General features: G+C 55.8%; 11 protein-coding genes. 9 read left to right on the top strand and 2 right to left on the bottom strand.

Translation table 11 applies throughout. The features are described from left to right. Window positions 1–43: 43 nt before the first annotated feature. Window positions 44–2755 carry an RHS repeat-associated core domain-containing protein gene (locus tag HNR03_RS04165; protein WP_259151058.1) on the top strand — a complete coding sequence of 904 codons (2712 nt, stop codon included), beginning with the start codon at window positions 44–46 and terminating at the stop codon, window positions 2753–2755. Window positions 2756–2880: 125 nt separating this feature from the next. Here HNR03_RS04165 and HNR03_RS04160 read toward each other — a convergent pair whose 3' ends face one another. Continuing rightward, window positions 2881–4434, bottom strand: coding sequence for a beta (1-6) glucans synthase (locus HNR03_RS04160; protein WP_259151057.1), 1554 nt, complete (start codon window positions 4432–4434; stop codon window positions 2881–2883). 328 nt (window positions 4435–4762) lie between these two features. Here HNR03_RS04160 and HNR03_RS04155 point away from each other — a divergent pair, with 328 nt between their 5' ends. The 3 genes from HNR03_RS04155 to HNR03_RS04145 all read left to right on the top strand — a co-directional run bounded on the left by HNR03_RS04155 (window position 4763) and on the right by HNR03_RS04145 (window position 7808). Continuing rightward, window positions 4763–5614, top strand: a complete 852-nt coding sequence (locus tag HNR03_RS04155; protein WP_259151056.1) for a glycine betaine ABC transporter substrate-binding protein — start codon at window positions 4763–4765, stop codon at window positions 5612–5614. Window positions 5615–5841: 227 nt separating this feature from the next. After that, window positions 5842–6153 (top strand): DUF485 domain-containing protein, encoded by a 312-nt coding sequence (locus HNR03_RS04150; RefSeq protein WP_201118703.1) that lies wholly within the window; start codon window positions 5842–5844, stop codon window positions 6151–6153. Next, complete coding sequence (locus HNR03_RS04145) at window positions 6150–7808, top strand: cation acetate symporter (RefSeq protein WP_222585284.1); 1659 nt, start codon at window positions 6150–6152, stop codon at window positions 7806–7808. The genes HNR03_RS04150 and HNR03_RS04145 overlap by 4 nt, the downstream gene beginning before the upstream one ends. A 1366-nt stretch (window positions 7809–9174) precedes the next feature. Here the strand turns inward: HNR03_RS04145 and gltA are convergent. Next, a complete protein-coding gene (gene gltA / locus HNR03_RS04135; protein ID WP_017337241.1) occupies window positions 9175–10464 on the bottom strand; it encodes a citrate synthase in 1290 nt (429 codons plus the stop codon). 363 nt (window positions 10465–10827) lie between these two features. On the opposite strand from gltA, the gene sdhC reads away from it, so the two are divergent. From sdhC to HNR03_RS04110, 5 genes are all read left to right on the top strand, one after another. Next, on the top strand, window positions 10828–11202 hold the full coding sequence (sdhC, locus tag HNR03_RS04130; RefSeq protein ID WP_027922413.1) for a succinate dehydrogenase, cytochrome b556 subunit: 375 nt from the start codon (window positions 10828–10830) through the stop codon (window positions 11200–11202). Next, entirely contained in the window at window positions 11196–11564 is a 369-nt protein-coding gene (gene sdhD, locus HNR03_RS04125; protein WP_027922414.1) for a succinate dehydrogenase, hydrophobic membrane anchor protein, read from the top strand. Before sdhC ends, sdhD begins: the two co-directional genes overlap by 7 nt. Before the next feature lie 3 nt (window positions 11565–11567). Beyond that, window positions 11568–13343 (top strand): succinate dehydrogenase flavoprotein subunit, encoded by a 1776-nt coding sequence (gene sdhA, locus HNR03_RS04120; RefSeq protein ID WP_027922415.1) that lies wholly within the window; start codon window positions 11568–11570, stop codon window positions 13341–13343. Between the two features lie 11 nt (window positions 13344–13354). Then, window positions 13355–14059 (top strand): succinate dehydrogenase iron-sulfur subunit, encoded by a 705-nt coding sequence (locus HNR03_RS04115; protein ID WP_010456852.1) that lies wholly within the window; start codon window positions 13355–13357, stop codon window positions 14057–14059. A 259-nt stretch (window positions 14060–14318) separates the two neighbouring features. Then, complete coding sequence (locus HNR03_RS04110; protein WP_222585286.1) at window positions 14319–17150, top strand: 2-oxoglutarate dehydrogenase E1 component; 2832 nt, start codon at window positions 14319–14321, stop codon at window positions 17148–17150. Window positions 17151–17180 lie beyond the last annotated feature (30 nt).

The following is a 17180-nucleotide window of genomic DNA, read 5'->3' as shown; positions in this document are numbered from 1 at the left end:
GGGCCGCCGTTGTATAGCGTTGATCCTGTCAGGAGAGACTAACATGCACACCCGCACTCCCAGATTGTCGGTGATTGACCCGCGGGAGCTCACGGTACGCACCGTGGACTATCACCGAGAGACTGCACTGGCTCCACTTGATAAGCGTGTCACTTATCAAGTGTATGACAGTTCTGGGCGCAAAACAGACCTGTTTGATCCTCGTCTGTTTAAACTTCTCGAAACAGAACCCACTATTTCGGCAAACATCAAAACAGTATTCAGTCTCTCAGGTAAGGAGTTGCTCACCGCTAGTGTTGACGCCGGTGATCGCTTGCATTTGCCAGGTCCTGCCGGCCAGAACTGCGATAGTTGGGACAGTAAGTTCACGCACACTCATGTTGAATACGATGACCTCATTCGTCCAGTCAAGGAGTCAGTGCGAATCTTCGGCGAGAGCGAAAGGGTCAATGCGTATTTTTCCTATGCGGGGAATGACTCTGCGTTTGTCGAGCGAAATCAGTGCGGGCAATTAATTCGTCACGATGACAGCGCTGGGACCATGATGTTTAGTGCGTTCTCCCTGAAGGGGGAACTGCTTGAATGTACCCGGAAGTTTCTTGATAAAATGGGAGCGCCGGATTGGCCTCATAGAGAGGCTGATCGTGATCTTCTACATGAAAAGGGCGATGGTGCCACTACTTGTTATCGTCATAATGCAGTATCTCAATTGCTCTGCCAAACCGACGCTGAACATAATACTCAAACATTTGAATATACGGTTGATGCACAGGTTGCCGGGATAAAAGTACAAATAGGCGTAGATGGGCAAGAAAAAGATCTGTTGGTTGACATTCGTTACAATGCTTTCAATAAAGTTGAGCGGCAAACATTCGCTAATGGGCTTGTCTGTTCTGCTATGCACTCTTCTGTCGATGGAAGACTGGAGGAGTTAAAGGCGCAGTTTCCTGGAAAACCACTTTTGCAGCATTTGATTTACTGCTATGACCCTGTTGGCAATATTTTGTCAATTGAGGATAAGGCTTTGCCTGTTCGTTATTTTCGCAACCAGAGGATAGAGCCGGTAAGGACTTTTCATTACGACACTCTTTATCAGTTGATTTATGCCACTGGCTGGCAAGTAGTCGGTGGGAGAGTAGGGCCGTATTTGCCAGAGTTTCAATCACCGACGGACCCAGGTCAGCTGGAAAATTATACTGAGACCTTTGGCTACGATTGTAGTGGAAATCTCATTACGCAGATTCATTGCGCCGCGCTTGGTAGCCGTACCCAGCGCATGAAAGTGTCGAAATACAGTAATCGTGCCCTCGTGCAAAAGAGCAACGGTGAATTGCCTACGGAAGCTGAAATTGCTGCGGGGTATGACCCGAACGGTAATAAGCGTTTGCTGTTGCCCGGGCAGGACTTGTTTTGGGATGAGCGAAATCTTCTGCAGCGAGTCGAGCAAGTAGTACGCCCAGGCATGCGGAACGATGCCGAGAACTATGTTTATGACTATGTCGGACAAAGGCAAAGAAAAATTCGCACAAATTTGGTCGGTCGTTTGGTCCGTAGCCATGAGGTCCGCTATTTGCGAGGGCTGGAAATCCGCACCGATAATGAAGAAGAACTGCATGTTATCAATGTGCATTCAGAGCTATGCAATGTTCGTGTGCAGCACCGGATGGACCGGCGGCAAAAAGTGAATACGATCAGTTACCGCTATACGTTGACCGATCAAATCGGTTCATGCTGCTTGGAAATGGATGATGGTGGGGAGGTTATAAGTGAAGAGGTCTTTTATTCTTACGGCTGCACGGCGTGGTGGGCAGGAAGCGATATAGTTAAGGCGAATGATAAGACGAGCCGCTATTCAGGTAAGGAATTAGATGCGACCGGATTGTGTTATTACGGTTTTAGGTATTATGTGCCTTGGTGGAATCGATGGCTGAGTCCAGACCCCGCGGGTGTAGTAGATGGCTTGAATTTATATTGTATGGCGGGTAATAGTCCTGTCACCTTCTTTGATAAGGCCGGGCTTAATAATACGAATGTTAATGCTGGAGGCAAGGATGATTACGGCACATTGGTTTCTGCCTTTGAAGAGGGGGACATTTTGTTTGGATTACGTGAGCCTCGGGATCTTGCGCTGAAAGCGTTGGAAAAAGCAGGGGTCAAAGAATTTTCTAGGTTGCCACTTTGGAAGGAAGGTATCCCCAGGTTGTTATGGGAAAAAAAACGGAATGTATTGAAGCAAAATGATTTGACCGATGCGGCGTTTGGTCCGACTGTAACGGCAGGTGTGTACAATTCTGATGAGCAAATAAAGGCGGAGCTAGTGGACGCTGAACGTGGCGTTGCTTACAAGGAGTTCGCCATGACTAATAGGTATTTTCAAAAGGATGAGAAAGGGGTAGGTAACTTTTTCGAGGTAAACGTTCCGATGTGGCGCCGTTCGAGTAAGGCGGGATTGGAGTTTCAAATTTTTGAACGCGACAAGAAGGTCCTGTTCGCTATTGATAACTTGATTGACACTCTGGACGACATTGTCTCGAAAAAGCCGGGTGCTGGTACCAGTGTTACTGCTTCAGAAATCAGGTATGTGTACAGGCGCAAAGATACGCCTGAAGTTAAAAATAATGTGAAGTTTTTTGTGGCGGGTCGAGAACTGTCACAAGCTGAGTTTTTCAACCACCCAGCTTGGAAGAATTACCATCCCCGCAAAACGTACAGCAAGGTAGTTGTTCCGCGACGTTCACAAGCGAGCAGGCATTAAGGGTGGTCATCCGCTTTCGGGGTGGTCTCGAATCCTTGTAGCAATCTATCGCTAGGTTCCTGCTCTCCGTCCAATAATGAGCGGAGAGCAGGTTTGTACTAAGGCGTTTATTGGTTCACTGCAGATCAGCCTTTGCGAACCCGCAAGCAGCGCCACAACGCTGCCACCATCAGCACGCTCACCAGCGCCCAACCCCAAGCCTGCTGGTTCTGCAAGCCTTCACGGAACAGTTGCGGCGCGATGCCCGCACCGACGATGAAGGTCAGCAGCGCGATTTCACGACGCGGTACGCTCACCGGTCGGCACAGGTAAACCAGGGCCGGAAGGATGAAGGCGACGCTGGGGAAGCTGCGATAACGCGGATCGAACACCAACTCCAGCATCATCACCGCCGCCGCAAACCCTGCGGCAGCGACCAGCCATCCAGCGCGACGCTCCAGCGCATTGAACGCCCGTTCACGCCAGCCGGTGCGGGCACTCAGGGTCAGCGCGGCATGGGCCAGCACCAGCAGGTTCAAGCCGGTCAGCAACGCCACCCATAGCCATTCACTGGCAAAGCGCGTGGTGACACGGGCCAGATCACCCCAGGCTCCAATCGAACAGGCAGCCAGTGCACCGAACAGCGGCAACACCAGCGCGGCGCGAGTGCTGCGTACACGCCCGCCCAGCATCAGCGTGGCGAGAAAGATCAAGCCGCCGACTGCCAGCCACTGCGACCAGTACGGCACGTTCGACACAGGACCGGCCAGCACGCCCTTGTCCTGACGATCGGCATCGAACAGACCCCAATAGCCGCCGACCGCGCCTTCGCTTGCGCGTTTCCATGGCTGGTCAAAAGCTTCGATGAGGTTGTAATGCCAGCCTTGTTGCTCGGCCATGATCACGAAGTTGCGAATGAACTTGGCTTCATTGACCCGGCTTGGCAGGGCGGTTTCGCGTTGACGGCCTTCGCTCGGCCAGCCGGTTTCGCCAATCATCACGTCCTTGGGCGCGAATTTGTTACCGAACACCTGGCGCACTTCAGCCACATGCTGCAGCGCAGCATCGATGTTCGAAGGGTCATCTTCCCAGTACGGCAGCAGATGGATGGTCAGGAAATCCACCGCCGGCGCGACTTCCGGGTGCTTGAGCCAGAATTCCCAGACGTCCGCATAAGTGACCGGCTGCTTGACCTGGCTCTTGACCTTGTTGATCAGCTTGGCCAGTTGCGCCCCGGTGACTTCCTTGCGCAGCAAGGTTTCGTTGCCGACGATGACCGAGGTCACCACGTCCGCGTTGGCATTGGCCGAGGCGATCAGCAGGTCGACTTCTTTCTCGGTATCCACCGGGTTGCTGTTGACCCAGGCTCCGATCATCAACTTCAGTCCATGCTTGCGCGCCAGGTCGGGCAGGGCCTCAAGACCGGTCATGGAATAGGTGCGGATGCATTCGAAGCTTTTTGCCAGCAGCGCGAGGTCGGCGTCCATGCGCTCGGGGCGCAATTTGAACGGCTGATCGAAGGGCGACTGGTCCTTGTCGAACGGGGTGTAGGAGGCGCATTGCAGCTTGTGCGTTGCGCTGGCCACGTCCGGCAAAATGACCGGTTTGCCGAGGCCGTACCAGAAGCCGGCGAGGGCAAACAGCCCCAGCAGGCAAGCGAATAAATAGGCAAGGAAAGGGAAGCGGGATGTCGCGGACATGGTCAGGCCGTCTGGGAACAAAGCCGCGCATGTTACCTGTATTTGCCCTGTGCTTGGTGGCCTGCATGATTTTGACATGCAAAGTTCGGGCGGATTGGCTGGAACGCTTTCTGTGCTCTAGATTAATGGCGATCTGATGTCGTTTCTCGATGGCTTGAGGTCGCTGACAGAGCAGGTCGTCGTTGTCGTCAGGTTGATTATCGAGGCGTCAGTACTCCACTGATGTTCGAGCGAGTTTGCGGTGGGCGTGATGGGGGCGCTGTGCACCATAACAATACGTTGACGCGACTCGGCATCCGTCGAGCGCAGCACTTTCGGGGAAGTAACGATGAAGATGCGACGACTCTTGGGCGCAGGTGCCGCTTTGGTGCTGGCGATCAGTTCTACTATAGCCAGCGCCGAAGCCAAAGAAGTGACTATCGGTTATGTCGACGGCTGGTCGGACAGTGTTGCCACGACCAACGTGGCCGCTGAGGTGATCAGGCAGAAACTCGGTTATGACGTGAAACTACAAGCAGTCGCCACCGGGATCATGTGGCAGGGCGTGGCCACTGGCAAACTCGACGCCATGATGTCTGCGTGGCTGCCTGTGACCCATGGTGAGTACTGGACCAAGAACAAGGACCAGGTTGTCGATTACGGTGCGAACTTCAAGGACGCGAGAATTGGCCTGATCGTGCCGGAGTACGTCAAAGCCAAATCCATTGAAGACCTTAAAACCGACGACAGCTTCAAAAAACGCATCGTTGGCATTGACGCCGGCTCGGGCGTGATGATCAAGACCGAACAGGCAATCAAGGATTACGACCTGACCGGGTATCAACTCAAGGCCAGTTCCGGCGCCGGCATGATTGCCGAGCTGACCCGTGCCGAGAAGAAAAACGAATCCATTGCTGTTACCGGTTGGGTGCCGCACTGGATGTTCGCCAAGTGGAAACTGCGCTTCCTGGACGACCCGAAAGGCGTTTACGGCGCGGCTGAAACCGTGAACAACATCGGCAGCAAAGAACTGGCAACCAAAGCTCCGGAAGTCGCCAAGTTCATGAAGAACTTCCAGTGGGCGTCGAAAGACGAAATCGGCGAAGTCATGCTGGCGATTCAAGATGGTGCCAAGCCTGAAGCCGCGGCAAAGGATTGGGTGGCCAAACACCCTGAGCGCGTTGCAGACTGGACCAAATGATTTGAGCTGACGCTTCTGGTCAGCCGCTTCCAGGGCCCCTTGGCAGTAATGCCAAGGGGCCTTTTTCATTTTTTCGGATCAGGGGTGCAAAGCAGGCTGATTAATATTTGCTGGAAAATGGCCAGACCGTCATGTCGTTCTAATACTAAGGTCGTCTGGAACCTCTTCCGCAGCCGCATAGAGTGGATAACGTTCCAACTTTAATCTGTGCTGCGAGGATAAAAACAATGAACGACAGCATTTACCTCTCGATTCAAAATAGCCCGCGCTTCAAGGAGCTGGTTAGCAAACGAGAAAGATTCGCCTGGATACTTTCAGCGATCATGCTTGGGCTTTACTCCGGATTCATTCTTCTGATTGCTTACGGGCCGCATATTCTAGGGGCGAAAATCAGTCCCGAGTCCTCGATTACCTGGGGAATACCAATTGGTGTGGGATTGATCGTCTCGGCGTTTGTCCTGACCGCCATCTATGTACGACGCGCCAATGGTGAATTCGACGACCTGAACAATGCGATTCTCAAGGAGGCTCAGCAATGATCCGGCGTTTAATGGCTCTATTGAGCATCGCAGCCTTTGCACCTGGCGCCTGGGCGGCTGAAGCCCTGACTGGCGAAGTGCATAAACAACCGCTCAACGTTTCCGCGATTTTGATGTTCGTGGCGTTTGTCGGCTTGACGTTGTGCATTACCTACTGGGCTTCCAAGCGTAACAACTCGGCGGCTGACTACTATGCGGCAGGCGGCAAGATCACTGGCTTCCAGAACGGTCTGGCCATTGCCGGTGACTATATGTCGGCAGCGTCTTTCCTGGGTATTTCCGCCCTGGTGTTCACCTCTGGCTACGATGGCCTGATCTACTCGATCGGCTTCCTGGTGGGCTGGCCGATCATTCTGTTCCTGATCGCCGAGCGCCTGCGTAACCTGGGTAAATACACCTTTGCCGACGTGGCATCCTATCGCCTCGGGCAAACCCAGATCCGCACGCTGTCTGCTTGCGGTTCGCTGGTGGTGGTGGCGTTCTACCTGATCGCGCAGATGGTCGGCGCCGGCAAGCTGATCCAGCTGCTGTTCGGTCTGGACTATTACGTTGCCGTGATCCTGGTTGGTATCTTGATGTGCATGTACGTGTTGTTCGGCGGCATGCTGGCGACCACTTGGGTGCAGATCATCAAGGCAGTGTTGCTGCTGTCCGGCGCCTCGTTCATGGCACTGATGGTCATGAAGCACGTCAACTTCGACTTCAGCTTGCTGTTCTCCGAGGCGATCAAGGTTCACCCTAAAGGTGAAGCGATCATGAGCCCGGGCGGTCTGGTGAAAGATCCGGTCTCGGCGTTCTCCCTTGGCCTGGCACTGATGTTCGGTACAGCGGGCCTGCCGCACATCCTGATGCGCTTCTTCACCGTGAGTGACGCGAAGGAAGCTCGCAAGAGCGTGCTGTATGCCACTGGCTTCATCGGCTACTTCTACATCCTGACGTTCATCATCGGCTTCGGCGCGATCTTGCTGGTCAGCACTAACCCTGCCTTTAAAGATGCGGCTGGCGCGTTGTTGGGTGGTAACAACATGGCGGCGGTGCACCTGGCCAATGCGGTGGGTGGCAGTATTTTCCTGGGCTTCATCTCGGCGGTAGCGTTCGCGACCATTCTGGCTGTTGTGGCCGGTTTGACCCTGGCCGGTGCTACGGCGGTGTCTCACGACCTTTATGCCAGTGTGATCAAGAAGGGCAAGGCCAACGACAAGGACGAGATCCGCGTTTCGAAAATCACCACGATCTGTCTGGGTGTGTTGGCGATTGGTCTGGGCATTCTGTTCGAAAGCCAGAACATCGCGTTCATGGTGGGCCTGGCGTTCTCCATCGCGGCGAGCTGTAACTTCCCGGTGTTGTTGCTTTCCATGTACTGGAAGAAGCTGACGACTCGCGGTGCGATGATCGGTGGCTGGTTGGGTCTGGTGAGTGCGGTTGGTTTGATGGTGCTGGGGCCAACCATTTGGGTGCAGATTCTGCATCACGAGAAGGCTATCTTCCCGTATGAGTACCCTGCGCTGTTCTCGATGGCTATTGCGTTTGTGGGGATCTGGTTCTTCTCGATCACTGACAAGTCAACGGCTGGTGTGAATGAGCGCGCGCTGTTCTTCCCGCAGTTTGTTCGTTCGCAGACTGGGTTGGGGGCGAGTGGGGCGGTTTCGCACTAAGGTTTCGGGTTTGTCTGTGTCATTGCGTTAAATGCAAATGCCCTGGTCGTGAGATCGGGGCATTTTTTTTTGTGGGCGGTTATCGGATTGTTTGTGGGTTGGGTTGTTTGTCGTGGCGGCCTTTGGGCCGACCATGTTTTGGGTTGATTGGGTACATATCCGTTGCTGCGGTAACGGCCACTTAGGGTTTCGCCCTGACGGCGACTCACTTTTTTTGACAAACGCCTCAAAAAAAGTAAGCAAAAAAAAGGCTCGCCCCGGCGTCCGGCCCCTCGCTTGGGCTCGGTGTTCCTTCGCTCCGGCATTCATCTGGGGGCATCGCCTCCGGTCTGCTTCGCGACGACCTCCTCTCGATGTGTGCGGCTTCGCCGCACGGCGCTACGCGCCTGCCCCCCAGATAAACGCCTCCACTCAGCCTCCCGAAGGGGCGGGTAGATCAAAATCAAAAGCAGGCGAGCTACCGCTCGGCCTATTGAGTGGTGAAGAGCGGGGGTACACCTCGATTTACTGTGGGAGCTGGCCTGCCGGCGATGGCGGCCTGACAGCCGACCAGTCTCTCGCAGGTGTACAAAATTCAATTGTGGGAGCTGGCCTGCCGGCGATGACGGCCTGTCAGCCGACCAGTCTCTTGCAGATGTAACCCAAACCCTGTGGGAGCTGGCCTGCCAGCGATGGCGGCCTGACAGCCGACCAGTCTCCTGCAGATGTACACCGACCCTGTGGGAGCTGGCTTGCCTGCGATGGCGGCCTGGCAGCCGACCAGTCTCCTGCAGATGTACAGAGACCCTGTGGGAGCTGGCTTGCCTGCGAAGGTGGCTTTGTAGTCGACGTGTTCTTTCGGATGTACGCAAGCTTCTTGACGACTGCGATCCTTTTGGCTTTGGCTTTGGCTTTGGCTTTGGCTTTGGCTTTGGCTTTGGCTTTGGCTTTGGCTTTGGCTTTGGCTTTGGCTTTTGATCTGCTTTTGATCTTTCGCCCCTTCGGCAGGCCGAGCGTAGGCGTTCATCAGGGGGTTAGGCGCGTAGCGCCGTGCGGCGAAGCCGCACACATCGAGAGGAGGTCGTCGCGAAGCAGACCGGAGGCGATGCCCCCTGATGGGCACCGTAGCGAGGGAACGCGGAGCCTCAGCGAGGCGCCGTACGCCGGGGCGAAGCCTTTTGCTTACTTTTCGGCGTCTGGAAAAGTGAGTCGCTGTAAAAGCGAAACCATAAGCAGCCGTTACCGCAGCAACGGATATGCCCCCAATCCCAATCCCAATCCCACCCCCCACCAAAAAAAACCACCGCCCAAACAAAAACGGCCTCTATATAAATAGAGGCCGTTCCCGGTAGAGCGTACAACTCAAGACGTTATCGCAAGACAGGTCTTATTTGCGGTCTTCCAGCTTGGTAATGTCACGCGACTCGTAGCCAGTGTACAGCTGGCGAGGACGGCCAATCTTGTACGGGCTGGAGAGCATTTCTTTCCAGTGGGAGATCCAGCCAACAGTCCGCGCCAGAGCGAAGATCACGGTGAACATGCTGGTTGGAATGCCGATCGCCTTGAGGATGATCCCCGAGTAGAAGTCGACGTTCGGGTACAGCGAACGCTCGATGAAGTACGGGTCGGTCAGGGCGATCTCTTCCAGGCGCATGGCCAGTTCGAGTTGCGGATCGTTGTTGATCCCCAGTTCCTTCAGCACTTCGTCGCAAGTCTGCTTCATAACTGTGGCGCGTGGGTCGCGGTTTTTGTAAACCCGGTGACCGAAGCCCATCAGTTTGAACGGATCGTTCTTGTCCTTGGCCTTGGCGATGTACTTGTCGATGTTCGACACATCGCCAATTTCGTCAAGCATGGTCAGAACAGCTTCGTTCGCGCCGCCGTGGGCAGGGCCCCACAGTGCAGCGATACCGGCGGCGATACAGGCGAACGGGTTGGCACCCGACGAGCCGGCCAGACGTACGGTAGAAGTCGATGCGTTTTGCTCGTGGTCGGCATGGAGGATGAAGATCCGGTCCATGGCCTTGGCGAGTACCGGGCTGATCGGTTTGATCTCGCACGGAGTGTTGAACATCATGTGCAGGAAGTTTTCCGCGTACGTCAGGTCGTTGCGCGGGTACATCATGGGTTGACCCATGGAATACTTGTAAACCATCGCTGCCAGGGTCGGCATCTTGGCAACCAGGCGGATCGCGGAGATTTCGCGATGCTGCGGGTTATTGATGTCGAGGGAGTCGTGGTAGAAGGCCGAAAGGGCGCCGACTACACCGCACATGACGGCCATTGGGTGGGCGTCGCGACGGAAGCCGTTGAAGAAAGTCTTCAACTGCTCGTGAACCATGGTGTGGTTCTTCACGGTGCTGACGAACTGGGCCTTCTGTTCTGCGGTCGGCAATTCGCCGTTGAGCAGCAAATAGCAGGTTTCCAGGTAGTCCGACTTTTCAGCCAGCTGTTCGATCGGATAGCCGCGGTGCAGCAGGATGCCGTTGTCGCCGTCGATATAGGTGATCTTCGACTCGCAGGAAGCTGTCGACATGAAACCAGGGTCAAAGGTGAAACGGCCCGTGGCCGTCAGGCCCCGAACATCGATAACATCGGGACCAACGGTGCCGGTTAAAATGGGCAGCTCGACGGGGGCTGCGCCCTCGATGATCAACTGCGCTTTTTTGTCAGCCATGTGGCCTCCTATTTATGCTTGAAATCATCAGACAGACCCCCCACGCAGGGCCCGCACCACTATAGTGAGATAAATTCGAATGTCAATTTGCCTAAAGTCTTGCTCCAGAAGGCTTTAACCGGACTTTTTCCTCGAAATTGACTGCCATTTACGCCTTTTATGCAACTTGTGCAATGCGCTATTAGGGGAAGGTGAACGCGTTGTCATTAGTAGCCTAACTGTCTATACTCGGCCTCCGACCGCCAGGGGCTTTTGGGCCTGCTTTATTGGGGGTCGCACTCCCTGGGTGGTGGGTACCTGACCAGTGCACTCCCCAACAACTTTGCCCTGATTGTTAGGGGCTCTTCAGTGTGAAAAAAAGCCGTGAATAGCCAACGACCTGTAAACCTAGACCTAAGGACCATCAAACTCCCAGTCACTGCTTACACGTCCATTCTTCACCGAATCTCCGGTGTCATCCTCTTTGTCAGCCTGGCCATCATGCTTTATGCATTGGACAAATCGCTGAGCTCAGAAGAAGGCTTCGGTCAGGTGAAAGCGTGTCTGACCAGTCCGCTAGCCAAGCTAGTGATTTGGGGCATCCTGTCCGCCTTGCTGTATCACCTGGTTGCCGGTGTGCGCCACTTGATCATGGACATGGGCATCGGCGAGTCGCTTGAAGGCGGCAAACTGGGCTCGAAAATCGTTATCGCCGTTTCCGTGGTGGTAATCGTTCTGGCAGGAGTTTGGATATGGTAACTAACGTCACGAACCTGTCGCGTTCGGGCCTCTATGACTGGATGGCACAACGTGTGTCTGCGGTTGTTCTCGCGGCTTATTTCATTTTCCTGATCGGATACGTCGTTGCCCATCCAGGCATCGGCTACGCCCAATGGCATGAACTGTTCGCAAGCAACTGGATGCGTATTTTCAGTCTCCTGGCCCTCGTTGCCCTCGGCGCTCACGCCTGGGTCGGCATGTGGACCATCGCGACCGACTACCTGACGCCAATGGCGTTCGGCAAGTCCGCGACTGCAATACGTTTCCTCTTCCAGGCAGTATGCGGCGTCGCGATGTTCGCCTACTTCGTCTGGGGTGTGCAGATTCTTTGGGGTATCTGATTCATGTCTACTACAGTTAATACGCTTTCGTTCGACGCCATCATCATTGGCGGCGGCGGTGCTGGCATGCGCGCTGCGCTGCAATTGGCACAAGGTGGTCACAAGACTGCCGTAGTTACCAAGGTTTTCCCGACTCGTTCGCACACTGTATCGGCCCAGGGTGGCATCACCTGCGCCATCGCTTCGGCAGATCCGAACGATGACTGGCGCTGGCACATGTACGATACCGTCAAGGGTTCCGACTATATCGGTGACCAGGACGCTATCGAATACATGTGTTCCGTAGGCCCGGAAGCAGTTTTCGAGCTCGAGCACATGGGCTTGCCGTTCTCCCGTACCGAACAGGGTCGCATCTATCAGCGTCCGTTCGGCGGTCAGTCGAAAGACTTCGGTAAAGGTGGCCAGGCTGCCCGTACGTGCGCTGCTGCCGACCGTACCGGTCACGCGCTGCTGCACACCCTGTACCAGGCCAACCTGAAGGCCGGCACCGTATTCCTCAACGAATACTATGGCGTCGACCTGGTGAAGAACGAAGACGGTGCCTTTGTCGGCATGATCGTCATCTGCATCGAAACCGGCGAAACTTCCTACGTCCGCGCTAACGCCACCGTATTGGCGACCGGCGGTGCAGGTCGTATCTACTCGTCTACCACCAACGCCCTGATCAACACCGGTGACGGCGTCGGCATGGCTCTGCGTGCTGGCGTGCCGGTACAAGACATTGAAATGTGGCAGTTCCACCCGACCGGCATCGCCGGCGCCGGTGTACTGGTAACTGAAGGCTGCCGCGGTGAAGGCGGCTACCTGATCAACAAGCACGGCGAGCGTTTCATGGAGCGTTATGCTCCGAACGCCAAAGACCTGGCTGGTCGTGACGTGGTTGCTCGCTCGATGGTTAAAGAAATCATCGCCGGCAACGGTTGCGGTCCGGATGGCGACCACGTAATGCTGAAACTCGATCACCTCGGTGAAGAAGTTCTGCACAGCCGTCTGCCAGGCATCATGGAACTGTCCAAGACCTTCGCCCACGTCGATCCAGCCGTGGCGCCGATTCCGGTCGTTCCAACCTGCCACTATATGATGGGCGGCGTTGCCACCAACATTCATGGCCAGGCAATCACTCAAGACGCCGACGGCAAAGACCAGATCATTCCTGGCCTGTTCGCTGTAGGTGAAGTGGCGTGCGTATCGGTTCACGGTGCAAACCGCCTGGGCGGTAACTCGCTGCTCGACCTGGTGGTTTTCGGTCGTGCCGCCGGCCTGTTCCTGGAACAGACCCTGAAAGAAGGCGTCGACTACGCTCGCCCTCGCCAGTCCGACATCGACGCTGCCCTGGCACGTCTCGATGGCCTGAACTCGCGTACCGAAGGTGAAGACGTCGCTACCCTGCGTAAAGAGCTGCAAAGCTGCATGCAGAACTACTTCGGTGTATTCCGTACCGGCGAATACATGCAGAAGGGTATTGCCCAGCTCGCTGACCTGCGTGGCCGTATCGCCAACGTCAAGATCAACGACAAGAGCCAGGCGTTCAACACGGCTCGAATCGAAGCCCTGGAACTGCAGAACCTGCTGGAAGTGGCCGAAGCCACCGCCATCGCTGCTGAAATCCGCAAAGAGTCCCGCGGCGCTCACGCCCGTGAAGACTACGAAGATCGCGACGATGAAAACTGGCTGTGCCACACCCTGTACTTCCCGGGTGACAAGCGCGTAACCAAGCGGGCCGTGAACTTCTCGCCGAAGACTGTTCCGACTTTTGAACCTAAGATTCGGACTTATTAAGGGTGGCCGCCATGTTGCAAGTCAGTGTTTATCGCTACAACCCTGATCAGGACGCTGCGCCGTTCATGCAGGAATTCCAGGTCGACACCGGTGGTAAAGACCTGATGGTGCTGGACGTGCTGGCCCTGATCAAAGAGCAGGACGAGGGTTTCTCCTATCGTCGCTCTTGCCGTGAAGGCGTTTGCGGTTCCGACGGCATGAATATCAACGGCAAAAACGGTCTGGCGTGCGTTACGCCGCTGTCTTCTGTCGTAAAAGGTAACAAGCTGATCGTTCGTCCGCTGCCAGGTTTGCCGGTAATCCGTGACCTGGTCGTCGATATGAGCATCTTCTACAAGCAATACGAAAAGGTGAAGCCTTACCTGCAGAACGACACGCCGGCTCCGGCCATCGAGCGTCTGCAGACTCCGGAAGAGCGTGAAAAGCTCGACGGTCTGTACGAGTGCATCCTGTGCGCTTGCTGCTCGACCTCTTGCCCGTCCTTCTGGTGGAACCCCGACAAGTTCCTGGGTCCAGCTGCCCTGCTGCAAGCGTACCGCTTCCTGGCAGACAGCCGTGACACCAAGACTGCCGAGCGTCTGGCTTCGCTGGATGACCCGTTCAGCGTATTCCGCTGCCGCGGGATCATGAACTGCGTCAACGTCTGCCCGAAAGGCCTGAACCCGACTAAGGCCATCGGACACGTACGTAACATGCTGCTGCAAAGCGGTGTGTGATTCAGCAGTAAATGCAGGACCGCTGTACCCGTAGATGCTACGGCGCAGGCTTCAACCGGCGCCGTAGTTTTAACCTGAGCAGCAGCCCATAAAGCTGCGGCTCTTATTTTGAAGAAATGAGACAAGCAGGGGCATCCGGGCTGGTACCCGGACTATCAGCGTGATCCTAAGTGGCTTGTTTTGGTCGCTGCATTTGGACTTCTGCAAGTTTGCTCGGTGTCGACGCCGGTGGTGTTCCCCTAACCGAGGGTGACCAAGCATGCAAGAAAGCGTGATGCAGCGCATGTGGAACAGCGCCTACCTATCCGGTAGTAACGCTGCCTATGTGGAAGAGCTCTACGAGCTCTACCTGCACGACCCTAACGCTGTGCCAGAAGAGTGGCGCACCTACTTCCAGAAGTTGCCTGCTGACGGCAACCCTGCCACCGATGTTTCGCACTCCACAATTCGCGATCATTTCGTCTTGCTGGCAAAGAACCAGCGCCGCGCCCAACCGGTTTCCGCCGGCAGCGTGAGCAGTGAGCACGAGAAGAAGCAAGTTGAAGTGCTGCGACTGATCCAGGCCTACCGTATGCGTGGCCACCAGGCAGCCCAGCTTGACCCGCTGGGGCTGTGGCAGCGTCCTGCACCTGCAGACCTGTCGATCAATCATTACGGCTTGACCAATGCCGATCTTGATACGACCTTCCGTGCCGGCGACCTGTTCATCGGCAAAGAGGAGGCGAGCCTACGCGAAATTCACGAAGCGTTGCAGCAGACATATTGCCGCACCATCGGCGCTGAATTCACGCACATCACCGATTCGGAGCAGCGCCAGTGGTTCCAGCAGCGTCTGGAAAGCGTGCGCGGCCGTCCGACGTACTCCGCAGACATCAAGAGCCACCTGCTCGAACGTGTCACTGCCGGTGAAGGCCTGGAAAAATACCTGGGTACCAAATACCCGGGCACCAAGCGTTTCGGTCTGGAAGGCGGCGAAAGCCTGATTCCGATGCTCGACGAGCTGATCCAGCGTTCCGGTTCCTACGGCACCAAGGAAATCGTCATCGGCATGGCCCACCGTGGCCGTCTGAACGTGCTGGTCAACACCTTCGGCAAGAACCCGCGCGAGCTGTTCGACGAGTTCGAAGGCAAGAAGAAGGTCGAGCTGGGTTCCGGTGACGTTAAATATCACCAGGGCTTCTCGTCCAACGTGATGACCACCGGCGGTGAAGTTCACCTGGCCATGGCGTTCAACCCGTCCCACCTGGAAATCGTATCTCCAGTGGTCGAGGGTTCGGTTCGCGCCCGTCAGGATCGTCGTAACGACCCGACCGGTGAGAAGGTTCTGCCGATCTCCATCCACGGTGACGCGGCTTTCGCCGGTCAGGGCGTGGTAATGGAAACCTTCCAGATGTCGCAGACCCGCGGTTTCAAGACCGGCGGCACCGTGCACATCGTGATCAACAACCAGGTCGGTTTCACCATCAGCAACCCGCTGGACTCGCGCTCCACCGAGTACGCGACCGACGTGGCGAAAATGATCCAGGCGCCGATCCTCCATGTGAATGGTGATGATCCGGAAGCAGTATTGTTCGTCACTCAGATGGCCATCGACTACCGCATGCAGTTCAAGCGTGACGTGGTAATCGACCTGGTCTGCTACCGCCGTCGCGGCCACAACGAAGCCGACGAGCCTAGCGGCACCCAGCCTCTGATGTATCAGCAGATCACCAAACAGCGCACCACCCGTGAGCTGTATGCCGATCGTCTGACCCAGTCCGGTGTTCTGGACGTAGAGCGTGTTCAGGCGAAAGTCGATGAATACCGCAATGCGCTGGACAATGGTCTGCATGTTGTAAAAAGCCTGGTCAAAGAGCCGAACAAAGAGTTGTTCGTGGACTGGCGTCCGTATCTGGGCCACGCCTGGACTGCGCGTCACGACACGCGTTTCGATCTGAAAACCTTGCAGGAACTGTCCGCCAAGCTGCTGGAAATCCCAGAAGGCTTCGTGGTTCAGCGCCAGGTCTCGAAAATCTACGAAGACCGTCAGAAGATGCAAGTCGGCGGCCTGCCGATCAACTGGGGTTATGCCGAAACCATGGCGTACGCAACCCTGGCGTTCGAAGGTCACCCGATTCGCATGACGGGTCAGGACATCGGTCGCGGTACGTTCTCGCACCGTCACGCTGTCTTGCACAACCAGAAAGACGCGGGTACCTACATTCCGTTGCAGAACCTGTACAAAGGCCAGCCACGTTTCGACCTGTACGATTCGTTCCTGTCCGAAGAAGCGGTTCTGGCGTTCGAATACGGTTACTCGACCACCACGCCTGAGGCGCTGGTGATCTGGGAAGCCCAGTTCGGCGACTTCGCCAACGGTGCCCAGGTGGTTATCGACCAGTTCATCACCAGTGGCGAGCACAAGTGGGGCCGTCTCTGCGGTCTGACCATGCTGCTGCCGCACGGTTATGAAGGTCAGGGTCCGGAGCACTCGTCGGCTCGTCTGGAGCGTTACCTGCAACTGTGCGCCGAGCACAACATTCAGGTTGCCGTACCGACTACACCGGCCCAGATCTACCACTTGCTGCGTCGTCAGGTCATTCGTCCGCTGCGCAAGCCGTTGATCGTTCTGACTCCGAAGTCGCTGCTGCGTCACAAGCTGGCCGTATCGACCCTGGAAGATCTGGCAGAAGGTTCGTTCCAGACCGTTATCCCGGAAATCGATGCACTGGACCCGAAAAAGGTCGAGCGCGTTGTTCTGTGTAGCGGCAAGGTCTACTACGACCTGCTGGAAAAACGCCGTGCCGAAGGTCGTGATGACATCGCCATCGTGCGTATCGAGCAGCTGTACCCGTTCCCTGAGGACGACTTGAACGAAGTCCTGGCTCCGTACACCAACCTCAAACATATCGTTTGGTGTCAGGAAGAGCCGATGAACCAGGGTGCCTGGTACTGCAGCCAGCACCACATGCGCCGCATCGTTGGCAATCACAACAAATCTCTCGTACTTGAGTACGCGGGCCGTGATGCTTCTGCTGCACCTGCTTGTGGTTATGCATCGATGCACGCTGAGCAGCAGGAAAAACTGCTGCAAGACGCCTTTACTGTTTAACGCCTTCGCGCACCTGAAACCGAATTTAAG

The organism is Pseudomonas sp. JAI111 (genome assembly GCF_024809425.1).
Lineage (GTDB): Bacteria > Pseudomonadota > Gammaproteobacteria > Pseudomonadales > Pseudomonadaceae > Aquipseudomonas.
This window is presented reverse-complemented; position numbering and strand designations above follow the sequence as displayed.